Origin of the sequence: Lentzea terrae, from assembly GCF_003265345.1 — a bacterium.
In the GTDB taxonomy this organism is placed as follows: Bacteria; Actinomycetota; Actinomycetes; order Mycobacteriales; family Pseudonocardiaceae; genus Lentzea; species Lentzea terrae.
In genome coordinates, this window is the sequence record NZ_QFWW01000002.1 from 26,531 (window position 1) to 38,194 (window position 11,664).

The window sequence follows — 11,664 nt, forward strand, 5'->3', positions numbered from 1 at the left end:
CCTGCTGTGGAGCACCAAGATGCGCACTGCACCCCGCACCCCTCCGAAGAACGCCCCAAGGTCGCAGAGGGCCTGCGGTGGTTGATGAAGCACAAGGCCTTGCGCACGGTCACGGTCGCGGGCGGGCTGCTCGCCGAGCGGTTGCTCGCGCGATGTCGCCACACCATCACGGTGACCGTGGTGCTGATTCCGTTGATGTGGCTGGGGATTGCGACGCTCGCCCGCGATCTGCCGACGGTGGCGGCGTTCGCGGTGGTCAGTTCGTTCTGCACGGCGGTGTGGGGTGTGGCCACGGCGGCGCTGCGGCAGCGGGCGGTGCCCACGGAGTTGCTCGGCCGCGTCGGACTGTTGGCGCCTTGGTACGCAGCCGTGGTGCTGCGCACCGCGGTCGGATTGCTGAGCCTGAAGCCGTTGCGCGCTCACTTCGCGGGCGCCGCCTTGAACGTCCACTTGGCCGCGTCGCCGGAGCAGGACGCCGCCGTCACCTTCCCCGACGCGTCCCGGTAGCACTTGGTGTTGTGCTGCATGTCCGAGATGGTCTTGTTCGGGTTGATCGACCACTGCTGACTCGGGCCGCCGTCGCACTTCCGCAGCACGACCTTGCCCGACGAGAGCGTGGTGCACTGCTGGGGCGAGCCCTGCTCCATGAAGGCGCCGTGGAACTTGAACTGCTGCAACGCAGAGCCGTTGCAGACGGCCGTGGTCAGCTGGGTGCCGGACGCACCGCCCTGCAGGCACTTGCCGGTGGAAACGTTCTTGTACTCGCCGTTGGTGGTCTTGGGCTTCGCGCCGCCGTAGCACTCGCCGGTGGACGTGTTGAAGATCGGCGTCGGATCCACGGTCAGGTTCGACGGCGGGTTGATGATGGTCTCCTCCATCACCGGCTTGCCGTCGGGGTGGTAGTTCGTGAGGGCGTCTTCGCAGTCGATGACGTTCATCGCGTTGCCGCCCTTGCCACCGACCCAGGCGTCGAAGTGCCACAGTCGCGGGCCGCCGTTGGGGCCGTTGCCGTCCCAGTCCTGCTCGCAGGAGGAGCAGGAGTCCTCCATGATGAAGTACTTCTTGACGCGCGGGAAGTAGATGCGGGTGCCCGGCTTGGCTTCCTTGGCCGACGTCGCGAACGTGATCGGGTCCGCCCAGGTGCCCTTGCCGCCGGCCGTCTTGTGGATCTGCGGGTAGGCGATGTTGCCGCCCGGCGGGGTGTTGTCGTACCAGCCGTAGAAGGTCCAGAAGACCTGTTGGGGTGCGGCGCTCGCCGGGGAGGAAGCGAACAAACCGGACATCACTAGCAAGATGCCTGCCGCCAAAGACAGGGCGCGTTTCATGCGTGCCTCCGCAGGAACCGGTGGACTGAGGCGGCGTGCTTGCAGAGTCCACCGGTCGAGCGGATTTTGTAAAGAAAGTTATCTAACTATTTGCGGAAGCAATGTCGGCGACCGGGCCCACCACGATGATCGCCGGCGGACGAACGTCCCAGCGCTTCACGTCCACCGCAAGAGCGTCCAAAGTGGACCGGAAGACGCGCTGAGCAGCCGTGCTGCCCTCCTGGATCACGGCGACCGGGGTGGAACCGGGACGGCCTTCCATCAAAGCAGCAGCGAAGGCGCCGGCTCGTTCGACGGCCATCATCAGCACGACGGTGCCCTGCAGGCGTGCGATCGCGGGCCAGTCCACGAGAGAGCGCGGGTCATCGGGGGCCACGTGGCCGGACACCACCACGACTTCGTGCGCCACGCCTCGGTGCGTCACCGGCACACCGGCCAATGCGGGCACACCGAACGCCGACGTCACGCCTGGCACGACGGTCACGGGGATGCCGGCCTCCGCGCACGCCAGCAGCTCCTCGAAGCCGCGCCCGAAGACGTACGGGTCGCCGCCCTTCAGCCGGACGACGAACTTGCCCTCCTTGGCGCGGTCGATCAGCGTCTGGTTGATGAACTCCTGCGTGGCCGCACGGCCGTAGGGGATCTTCGCGGCGTCGACGACCTCGACGTGCGCGGGCAGTTCCTCCAGCAGCTCGCGCGGGGCCAGCCGGTCGGCGACGACCACGTCCGCGTGGGCCAGCAAACGCTTGCCCTTGACGGTGATCAGCTCGGGATCGCCGGGACCGCCGCCCACCAGGGCGACACCGACCGGCGGAGTGGCCTGGTCCGCGATCCGGCCGTCCCGCAGAGCCGCCACGAGGCCGTCGCGGACCGAAGCGGAACGACGGTGCTCGCCGCCCGCCAGCACACCGAGCACGAGGCCGTCGTGCGCGCCTACGGCCGGTGTGACGGCCGTGCCCTCGACCGCGATGTCCGCGCGCACGCAGAACACACGCTGCGACAGCGCCTCGTCGCCGATCTGCGTGTTGACCTCGACGTTGGACGTGCAGGCCACCACGTACCACGCGCCCTCGACGTCACCCGGCTCGAACCGCCGCTGGTGCCACGTCAGCTCCCCCGCGTCGACCATGCCCTGGACGGCGGGCGTGACGGACGGCGACACGAGCTCGACGGCGGCGCCGGACGCGATCAGGCGAGGCAGGCGGCGCTGGGCGACCGTGCCTCCGCCGACCACGAGGACGCGCCGGCCCCGCAGGTCGAGGCCGGCCAGGTAGTGCTGTTCAAAGGGCATGCGTAGAAGCATCCACACCGGACCCGCCGTGTCCAGCCGAAGGGAACATGGTCACAGGCTCAGCAACTCGAAAGAGGTCGCCAGCACGCCGCCGAACCGCTGGCCAACGGCCTCCGCGGCGCCACGCAGGAACCCCTCGGGATCCGCCATGTTGCCGCTCAGCGCAGCCAGATACGCCTTGTGCGCGCGTAGAGACGCCACCGAAGCGTCGAACGAGTCGGTGATGTCCACGGCGTGCGTTGCCAACGGTGAGGACGCCGCCGCCACGTACCGAACGCCATTCCACGGCTCAAGTCCCAGGTCCTGGAACACCCACCGGTTGCCCGCGTCACGCACGGCGTCCACGGCAGCACGCCCGACCGCGATGTGGTCCGCCTGGTTCCACCCGCCACCGGGCCAGGTGTCGCGGAAGTTGCTGACGATCACGAACTCGGGCCGGTGCCGCCGGATCGCCGCCGCGATGTCGCGCCGCAACGGCACGCCGTACTCGATGAGCCCGTCCGGGTGGTCCAGGAACTCGACATCCGAAACCCCCACCGCCGCGCACGACGCGATCTGCTCCTCGACCCGCAACGGCCCGCACACCGACGGCTCCATCGTGTCGATGCCCGCCTCGCCACGGCACGCCAGCAGGTACGCGATGTTCTTGCCCTGGGCGGTCCAACGCGCGATAGCGCCCGCACCGCCGTACTCCATGTCGTCGGGATGAGCGACGACGACCAGCGCGCTCGACCAGTCCTCCGGCACCGCTTCCAGATCAGCCATGAAGGCAGCATACGACCGCGCCCCGAGTCCACTGTGGACTCGGGGCGCGGCGGCTCCTGAACTAGAGCTGGGCGTTGATGACCGAGTAGTACGGCGCGATCCGGCCGTACACACCGGGGTAACCGGCGGCCGCACAACCGCGACCCCACGACGTGTCACCGATGAGCTTGCCGCCGTACACCAGCGGGCCACCGGAGTCGCCCTGGCAGGTGTCGGTACCGCCCTGCGGATAGCCCGCGCACACCATGGAGGTGTTGCTGTACTGCGAGTACGCGGTCTTGCAGGTCGCGTCCGAGGTCAACGGCACGTTGGCCTTGAGCAGGTACCGGGACGCCGAGCCGCCGGAGGACGTGGTGCCCCAGCCGAGGATCAGCGCGGAGTTGCCCGCCGTGTAGAGCGCGGTGTCGGCCGGGGTCGCGAGCGGCAGGGTGGCCGAGCTGATGCTGCGGTCCAGCGTCAGCACGGCGACGTCGTAACCGGCGGTCGCGGTGGTGTAGCTCGGGTGGACCCAGATCTTGGTCACGCTGGCGACGGTGCCAACGCTGCTCTGCTTGTCGTCACGGCCGTGGACGACGCGCGTGCTGGCGGGCGTGCGGCCCTTGACGCAGTGTGCGGCGGTGACGACCTTGTTGGCCTTCACCAGCGTTCCGCCGCAGAACTGCGAACCGGTGCTGGAGGCCAGGTAGACAACCCACGGGTACGTGGAAGTGCTTGCGCGCGTACCACCGACGATCATCGGTGAGACGTCGTCAGCATTGGCCGCGGGAGCGACGAAGAAGATGCTCGCGAGTGCGGAAACGATGACGGACACGATCAGGCGATGCAGGGTTTTCGCCATGTTGCCAGTCCTTCCCGATGACGGTGTGTGTGCAGGGAGTCGAGCGGCGGCACACACAGCGTCACGGGCTTGGATTCAAACGCACAACCGCCACTAGTCGTTACGGCTGGTTTGACAGTTGACGTCAGCGGTTCCAGACTCCGGGAACAACAACCACGTCGGCTTCGACCGCAACGTCCAGCGTTGGCCCGGTCCCGAAAGCGACGAACGCGACCGCCGCACCGCGCGCCGCCAGCTCGCCCGCACCCTCGTGGCGGATCTCGGTGCCAGACCGCAGCAGCGGGGAGACCGCGTCGATCGCTTCCGGCGTGCCGACCACGAACGCGGCGCGCCTGATCTCCGCCTCCGCCCGCGGCGTGCGTTCCTCGGCGGCGCCCGGCCCGAGTCCGACGAGAGCCAGCCGGCCGCGCGGCAGCACCCGTGCCGCGGCCACGGTCACGTTGTCCCGCTTGAACTTCTCGGCCGCCAGCTCGATCGGCGCGCCGTGGCCCAAGGCCTGCGCGCCGCGCAACGCCGCCGCTTCCGCCACGCTCGCCGTGCCCATCGAGTTGCGCACCACCGAGCTCGGGTTCGGCACGCCGATCTCGGCCAGCTCCTCGGTCGGGAACGTCAGCAGCTCGGCCGTGTCTCCGTGCCAGAAACCCCAGTCCTCCACGGCGTCCACGATGCCGGGCTCGTCCGCTTTGGCGTCCGCCGTGGCAAATGCCTTGATGGCACGCAGATCCAGGCCGCCCTGCGCGTCCAGTTCCGCCAACGCTGCGCCAACGCTCGTGGCCGACGCACCGCGTGTGGAGCCCACACCGACGACGAGCGTGCGCGGCACGATCCGCAGCACGTTCTCCTTCGAGCTGGCGGCCCGGTCGTCGATGACGATCATCCAGGTCGCGTCCTCGCCGCCCGCGACGACGTTGGGCGGCAGCGCGGGCAGCGGGAAGCCCAACGGGTTGCGCAGCACGACCAGCTCGCCCGCGTCGATGGCGGCGGTGCAGGCCTCGACGTCGCCCTCCGCGGTCGCGTCGAGCAGTTCCACGAGCTCGTCCAGCATCGAGTCGATCGACGGGCCACCGGTGACGACGGCCGTGCGGTTGAGCGAGTCGGCGACGTCGCGGGCCAGCACGTCGGCGTCACCCGCCAACGCCACCACGAAGTGCGCGTCCACGCACACCACGGCGGGATCGGATCGCTTGTCTCGCAACAGAGGTGCGATCAGGCGGACTGCGGCACCCGCGTCCAGGAACAGGACGGCGGCATCCAAGCGCGGCCACAACCGTTGCACGGCAGGCTTCACGGGACCGTCCGGGACGACCGCGTCCGCGCCGAGCAGGCCCGCCAGGTCAGCTGCGTCGCCGCGCTGGGCAGGGCCGGCGAACACACCGATCACTTCTTGGTTCCCCACAACAACGTCACCGGAACCGCAGGAGCGAACCCCGTGTCCAGCAGCCGGGCAGCCGTCCAGTGCACGCCTTCCACCTCGTACCCGGCGGCCACCAGCGCATCTCGCGCGGGCACGATCTCGTCCACCCGCTCCGTCGCGACGACCACGCGGCGGGCGTTCACGGCCGCGCACGCCTTCACCTCGGCCAGCTGACCGCGGCCGACGAACACCGCGTCCGGACGGGGCAACGCCGCCGTGTCCAGCTCGGCTTCCTCCACCCGCACGTCGACGCCGTGCGCGGAAGCGTTCGCGATGATGCGCACGCACTGCACGGGATCCGGTTCGACCGCGACCACCGCGGCACCCAGGCGGGCGCACTCCACGGCCACCGCACCGGAACCGGCCAGCACGTCCCACACCAGCACACCGGGCCGCGGGGCGAGCCGCGCCAGCACGAACGCGCGCACCTCGGCGCCGAGGACGTGCGAGCGGCTCGCGAAGGAGTCGTCCGGCAACGCCCAGCCGTCGTTCGAGGTGAGGAACTCGTTGTCCGCCAGGCACAACAGCGCGTCGGGTGCGGTCCAGCGACGGGTCACCGCGTCGCGCGGGTCCACAGTGGTCAGCTCGCCGGAGTCCGACACCGTCAACGTGCGGCGCCAGCCCGCGAGGCCAGCGCCGACCTCGGCGGGACCGATGCCCTCGGCCAGCTTGACCAGCACGGCGGAGCGGGCGCGGCACACGTTCAGCGCGGGACGCAGGCCGTCCGCCGCGTCGACGATCTCGACGGGGCGACCGGCTGCCTCCAGCAGCTTCTCCACCGTCATGAGTTGCTGGGCCGCTTGGGCTTACGGGTGGCCGGTTTCTTCTTCGGGGTGGCCGTGGACGCCCGGACCGTCGGCGGCTTCGGCTTCTCCGCCGCGACGACGGTCAGCTTCGGCTTCGGGGCCGGTTCCTCGGCCGGCTTGCGCACCGACTGCTGTATTCCCTGGACCGCGGTCCACGCCGGGTTCGCCTCGGCGGCGGGGGAAGCAGCGGGCACCGGCTCGTCGGGGCGCGTCGTCGCGATGCGCGTGGCGGCACGACGCGACCAGCGGGTCGGCCGGGCGGCGCGGATCGGCTCGTCCACCGACGTGGTGGCCGAGGTCGAGACCCGCCGGGTGGGCGCCTTCACGGCGGCGCCGACGAGGAACAGCGTCGGGCGGTACAGCTTGTGCTGCTTCACCACCGACTCCAGCTGACCGACCGTGGTGTGCACGACCAGCTCGTCGGCCTGGCTCACCTTGTACGCGACGACGACCGGGGTGTCGGCCGAGTAGCCGCCCGCCAGCAGCTTCTCCACGAACTGGCCGGTGCGCGCACCCGACACCGTGGCGGCCATCGTGGTCTGCAGGGCGGCGAACTCACTGACCAGCTCGCTGCTCTCCGGCGAGATCAGCACGGTCGACGACGCCTCGGTCAGCGTGAGCTCGCGGCCGATCTTGGCGGCAGCGGCGGCGACCACGGACACGCCGGGCACGACCTCGACCTCGAGACCGAGCCGCACGCACAGGTCGTGCTGCTCCTGCACACCACCACCGGTCGCGGCGTCACCGGCGTGCAGCCGGACGACGGCCTGCCGGGACGCGGCGGCCCTGCGGTACAGGTCGGTGATCTCCTCCTGCGTGACGCGCGAGAAGTCGACCAGCTCGGCGTCGGCGCGGGCGTGCTCGCGGACGCACTCGGCGTCCACCGCGCTGGGGGCCCAGATGACGACGTCGGCTTCCGCGATGCGGCGCGCGCCTCGGAGAGTGATGAGGTCGGCGGCGCCCGGACCAGCGCCGACGAAAGAAACCCGACCGGTCGTCGTCACGACAGCTCCACAGGGGTTCGGACTTTGGCTTAAGCGAAGACCGTACCGCTTGCCGCTCCGGCCACGAACGGGTGGCAGGCCCGCACGAACCTGGCTACCGCTTCCGGATCACCGGCGGGGTGCGTGTGGAGGTACGACGCGTGCACCCCACCGGCCACGAAACCTTCCGCGACCGGTCGGGAGTCGACGCCGCGCCAGTGCCACGCGGGCGGCGTCGAGTGCGGTGCGGACAACTGGGTCCGGTGGAACTCGTGGCCGGTCACGCGGCTGCCCGGCGGGTGCAGCGGCGAGCCGGTGGCCGCGACGGCGTCCCGGTAGCCCAGGGTCAGCTTCGGCGTCATGAACCCGTCGGCGTCGAGCACCCCGCACATCGGGTGCCCGTCGAGTGATCTCGCGAGGTAGAGCAGCCCGCCGCACTCGGCGTGCACCGGCGCACCCGATCGAGCGAACCTCGCGACGGCCTCGCGCAACTTCGCGTTGGCTGACAAAGCTTCCGCGTGTTGTTCCGGGAACCCGCCGGGCAGCACGAGGCCGGCGGTTCCGTGTGGAAGATCTTCGTCGTTGAGCGGATCGACGACGGCGACGGCCGCGCCTGCCGCTTTGAGGACCTCGACGTGTTCCGCGTAGCCGAACGTGAAAGCCGCTCCACCTGCGACCGCGATCAACGGCTCGCCGGCGACTCTCTCGACCTGCGGTTCCCACGCGGCAACGGCCATCGCGGGCACCGAACTGGCGAGCCTGCGCACGGCGTCGAGGTCGACGTGTTTGGCGACTGCGGCGGCGATCGCGTCTACGGCCTGCACTGCTTCTGTGCCGTGCTCCGCCGCCGTCACCAGGCCCAAATGCCTGGAGGGCAACGAGAACTGCGGGTCGCGCGGCAGCACGCCGAGCACGTCGAGGCCGACCTCGTCACACGCCGACCTGAGCACCTGCTCGTGGCGTTCCGAACCGACCTGGTTGAGGATCACGCCGCCCAGCCGGACCGTGGGGTCGTAGCCGCGGAAGCCGTGCAGTAGCGCGGCGAGCGATCGGCTTTGACCTCTCGCGTCCACGACGAACAGCACGGGCGCGTTGATCAGCTTGGCGACGTGGGCAGTTGAGCCGACGCCGGCCGTGTCGACTCGGCCGTCGAACAGCCCCATCACGCCTTCGACCACGGCGATGTCGGAGTTCTTGGCTCCGTGCGCGAACAGGCCCGGGATCCGGTGCTCGCCGACGAGCACCGGGTCGAGGTTGCGGCCCGGCCGGTTGGTGGCCAGCGAGTGGTAGCCGGGGTCGATGTAGTCCGGGCCGACCTTGAACGGTGCGACCCGGGATCCGGCTCTGCGGAGCGCGGCCATGAGGCCCGTGGCGACGGTGGTCTTGCCGCTGCCCGACGCTGGGGCGGCAACGACCAGCCGGTTCACCATCTGGTCCCCCGCTGAGCCCGGCGGGCGGCGTCCCTCAGCCTGTTCGCCACCCGGCCTCCCCGCTCACCCCGGCCGGCGGCGTCGCCCATCAGCCCGCTCACCACTCGATCCCCCGCTGGCCCTTCTGCCCGGCGTCCATCGGGTGCTTGACCTTGGTCATCTCCACCACGAGGTCGGCGGCCTCGATCAACTTCTCCGGCGCGTACCGGCCCGTGATCACCACGTGCTGGTGGCCGGGCCGGTTGACCAGCGTGTCCACGACCTCGTCGACGTCGATCCAGCCCCAGTGCAGCGGGTAGGTGAACTCGTCGAGCACGTAGAACCCGTGGCGTTCGGCCTGCAAGCGCCGTGCGATCTCCTGCCAGCCTTCAAGCGCTGCGGCGGCGTGGTCCTCCTCGGAGCCCTGCTTGCGGGACCACGACCAGCCCTCGCCCATCTTGTGCCACTCGACCGCGCCGCCCTCGCCGGTCTCGTCGTGCAACCGGCCGAGCGCCTTGAACGCGGTCTCCTCGCCGACCTTCCACTTGGCGGACTTCACGAACTGGAACACGCCGATGTCCCAGCCCTGGTTCCAGCCGCGCAACGCCATGCCGAAGGCCGACGTCGACTTCCCCTTCATCTCACCGGTGTGCAGCATGAGCAACGGCCGGTTGCGCCGCTGCCGCGTCGTCAGGCCGTCCTTCGGCACCGCGGTGGGCTGTCCCTGTGGCACTTGGGTTTCTCCTTATGCGGCGCGAACGACGCCGGCGAGGTGGTCGGCGTTGAGCTGGTCGAGGCGGACACAGGTGCCCTGCAACGCCTCGGCGATCTTCTGCGCGAGGCCGAGCCGGATGTGGCCCTGTTCGCAGTCGACGACGACCACGGCGGTCTGTTCGAGCAGGCCGGCCGCCTTCAGCGCGTCCTTGGTCGGGTCGCCGCCGAGGCCGGACGACGTGGCGCGGCCGTCGGTCAGCAGCACGACGAGCGGGCGCTTCTGCGGGTCCCTGAGGCGTTCGATCTCCAGGACCTTGTGGGCCTTCAGCAGTCCGTCCGCCAGCGGGGTCCGGCCGCCGGTGCGCATCTTCTTGAGCCGGGTCGCGGCCGCGTCCACGGAAGTCGTTGGCGGCAAAGCGACTTCGGCCTGGTTGCCGCGGAAGGTGACCACGCCGACCTTGTCCCGGCGCTGGTAAGCATCACGCAGCAGGGAGACGACCGCGCCGCTGACCGCCGACATCCGCTGCCGTGCGGCCATCGAGCCGGACGCGTCGACGACGAACAGGACGAGGTTGGACTCCTTGCCCTCCTTGACGGCCTTGCGCAGGTCCGCCGCCGTGAGGACGAGTCCGGGGCTGGTCCGGCCGCGCGCGTGCTGGTGCGGCGCGGCGTTCATCAGCGTGTCGACGAGATGCAGGCCAGATCCGTCTACTTTGGACGAACGGACGATCCGGCCGGTGCGGGCGCGGGCCCTGGAGCGCTTGCCGGGCGCGCCTTCGCCCACGCCGGGCACCTCGAGCAGCCGCGCCTTGAACGCGGGCGCGGGTTCCGGTGCCGGACGGTCGTTGGGCGCGTTTCCGTTGCCCGCCGGGCCTTCCTGCGGTTCGGGCAGCTCGCCGCCGCCGGGGCCGTCGTCGTCCGGGCCTTCTGGCTCGTCCGCGTGCTCGGCCGCCTCGCGCATCGCGTCCTCGAGCTGCTGCTCCTCGATGCCGGGCTCGTCGAACGGGTCGCGGCGGCGCCGGTGCGGCAGGGCGAGCCGGACCGCCGCCTCGACGTCGGCTACCTCGACCTCGGTTGCGCCCCGCCAGGCCGCGTGGGCGGTGGCGGCACGGGCGACGACGAGGTCCGCACGCATGCCGTCGACCTCGAAAGCCGCGCACACAGCGGCGATCCTGCGCAGCTCACTGTCCGGAAGGGACACTGCCTTGAGGTTCTCGCGAGCTTCTGCGATCTGCTGCTTGAGCTTGGCGTCTTCCTGGGCCCACTGCGCCGCGAACGTCACGGGGTCGGCCTCGTACGCGAGCCGGCGCCGGATCACCTCGGTGCGGATGCCGACGTCCCGCGCGGCCTTCACCGCGACCGTGAGCCCGAACCGGTCGAGCAACTGCGGCCTGAGCTCGCCCTCCTCGGGGTTCATGGTGCCGACCAGCAGGAACTGCGACGGGTGGGAGATCGACACACCCTCGCGTTCCACGTGCGCGCGGCCCATCGCGGCGGCGTCGAGCAGCAAATCGACCAGGTGGTCGTGCAGCAGGTTGACCTCGTCGACGTAGAGCACGCCCCGGTGCGCCGACGCGAGCAGTCCTGGCTGGAACGCCCGCACACCCTCGGTCAGCGCCTTCTCCAGGTCGAGCGACCCGACGAGCCGGTCCTCGGTGGCACCGACGGGCAGCTCGACGAGCTTCGCGGGCCGGCGTTCGGCGGCCTCGTGCGGCGCGTCCGGGCAGTCGGTGCTGCCGGGAACGCACCCGAAGCGGCAGTTCTGCGAGACGTCCAGCTCGGGCAGCAACGCGGCCAGGGCACGCACGATCGTCGACTTCGCGGTCCCCTTCTCGCCGCGGACGAGAACACCGCCGATGCCGGGGTGCACGGCGTTCAGCAGCAGGGCCAGCCGGAGGTCGTCATGTCCGACGACAGCCGAAAACGGGAACATGCTCGGCAAAGTCCTTCCTCGGGTGTCCACGCCCGTGGTCGGTGATCAAGAGAGGGGCGAGTTCCTGACTCCCGGTCTCTCCAAGGACCGGTCACAGTCGCGGGACGGCGCCGGATTCACACCGGCTTCCTCGCACTCCCCTCACAGCCCCGGCATCGTCGCATTTCGCACCAGCCGGTCCAACAG

Annotated in this window: 11 protein-coding genes and 1 riboswitch; of the genes, 1 reads left to right on the forward strand and 10 read right to left on the reverse strand. The window is 70.4% G+C overall.

Annotated elements, in window-relative coordinates; genetic code table 11:
• Nucleotides 1-6: 6 nt before the first annotated feature.
• On the forward strand, nt 7-507 hold the full coding sequence (locus tag DI276_RS03300; RefSeq protein ID WP_112261794.1) for a hypothetical protein: 501 nt from the start codon (nt 7-9) through the stop codon (nt 505-507).
• Here DI276_RS03300 and DI276_RS03305 read toward each other — a convergent pair.
• The 10 genes from DI276_RS03305 to DI276_RS03350 form a co-directional block, all read right to left on the reverse strand.
• Nucleotides 420-1,283 (reverse strand): RICIN domain-containing protein, encoded by an 864-nt coding sequence (locus tag DI276_RS03305; RefSeq protein WP_232836420.1) that lies wholly within the window; start codon nt 1,281-1,283, stop codon nt 420-422. The genes DI276_RS03300 and DI276_RS03305 overlap by 88 nt on opposite strands.
• 124 nt (nt 1,284-1,407) lie before the next feature.
• Nucleotides 1,408-2,616, reverse strand: a complete 1,209-nt coding sequence (gene cobA / locus DI276_RS03310; RefSeq protein WP_112261796.1) for a uroporphyrinogen-III C-methyltransferase — start codon at nt 2,614-2,616, stop codon at nt 1,408-1,410.
• Between the two features lie 51 nt (nt 2,617-2,667).
• Nucleotides 2,668-3,381, reverse strand: coding sequence for a PIG-L deacetylase family protein (locus tag DI276_RS03315; protein WP_112261797.1), 714 nt, complete (start codon nt 3,379-3,381; stop codon nt 2,668-2,670).
• Nucleotides 3,382-3,442: 61 nt separating this feature from the next.
• On the reverse strand, nt 3,443-4,219 hold the full coding sequence (locus DI276_RS03320) for a S1 family peptidase (RefSeq protein WP_112261798.1): 777 nt from the start codon (nt 4,217-4,219) through the stop codon (nt 3,443-3,445).
• 124 nt (nt 4,220-4,343) lie between these two features.
• The gene (locus DI276_RS03325; protein ID WP_112261799.1) at nt 4,344-5,600 is read right to left on the reverse strand and encodes a cobalamin biosynthesis protein; all 1,257 of its coding nucleotides are present in this window, start codon (nt 5,598-5,600) and stop codon (nt 4,344-4,346) included.
• Entirely contained in the window at nt 5,597-6,418 is an 822-nt protein-coding gene (locus DI276_RS03330) for a hypothetical protein (RefSeq protein WP_157984493.1), read from the reverse strand. The genes DI276_RS03325 and DI276_RS03330 overlap by 4 nt, the downstream gene beginning before the upstream one ends.
• Complete coding sequence (locus DI276_RS03335) at nt 6,415-7,443, reverse strand: cobalt-precorrin-4/precorrin-4 C(11)-methyltransferase (protein WP_112261801.1); 1,029 nt, start codon at nt 7,441-7,443, stop codon at nt 6,415-6,417. Before DI276_RS03335 ends, DI276_RS03330 begins: the two co-directional genes overlap by 4 nt.
• Nucleotides 7,444-7,472: 29 nt before the next feature.
• Complete coding sequence (locus tag DI276_RS03340) at nt 7,473-8,852, reverse strand: cobyrinate a,c-diamide synthase (protein WP_112261802.1); 1,380 nt, start codon at nt 8,850-8,852, stop codon at nt 7,473-7,475.
• Nucleotides 8,853-8,949: 97 nt separating this feature from the next.
• Entirely contained in the window at nt 8,950-9,564 is a 615-nt protein-coding gene (gene cobO, locus DI276_RS03345) for a cob(I)yrinic acid a,c-diamide adenosyltransferase (protein ID WP_112261803.1), read from the reverse strand.
• A 12-nt stretch (nt 9,565-9,576) separates the two neighbouring features.
• A complete protein-coding gene (locus DI276_RS03350) occupies nt 9,577-11,478 on the reverse strand; it encodes a putative cobaltochelatase (RefSeq protein WP_112261804.1) in 1,902 nt (633 codons plus the stop codon).
• 38 nt (nt 11,479-11,516) lie between these two features.
• A riboswitch (cobalamin riboswitch) is annotated at nt 11,517-11,645 on the reverse strand.
• Between the last annotated feature and the right edge of the window lie 19 nt (nt 11,646-11,664).

What these genes read in the sequence shown, in the direction of transcription:
- DI276_RS03305 (WP_232836420.1), bottom strand. Translation starts at nt 1,283, where the DNA reads ATGTCCGGTTTGTTCGCTTCCTCCCCGGCGAGCGCCGCACCCCAACAG.
- cobA (WP_112261796.1), bottom strand. Translation starts at nt 2,616, where the DNA reads ATGCCCTTTGAACAGCACTACCTGGCCGGCCTCGACCTGCGGGGCCGG.
- DI276_RS03315 (WP_112261797.1), bottom strand. Translation starts at nt 3,381, where the DNA reads ATGGCTGATCTGGAAGCGGTGCCGGAGGACTGGTCGAGCGCGCTGGTC.
- DI276_RS03320 (WP_112261798.1), bottom strand. Translation starts at nt 4,219, where the DNA reads ATGGCGAAAACCCTGCATCGCCTGATCGTGTCCGTCATCGTTTCCGCA.
- DI276_RS03330 (WP_157984493.1), bottom strand. Translation starts at nt 6,418, where the DNA reads ATGACGGTGGAGAAGCTGCTGGAGGCAGCCGGTCGCCCCGTCGAGATC.
- DI276_RS03340 (WP_112261802.1), bottom strand. Translation starts at nt 8,852, where the DNA reads ATGGTGAACCGGCTGGTCGTTGCCGCCCCAGCGTCGGGCAGCGGCAAG.
- DI276_RS03350 (WP_112261804.1), bottom strand. Translation starts at nt 11,478, where the DNA reads ATGTTCCCGTTTTCGGCTGTCGTCGGACATGACGACCTCCGGCTGGCC.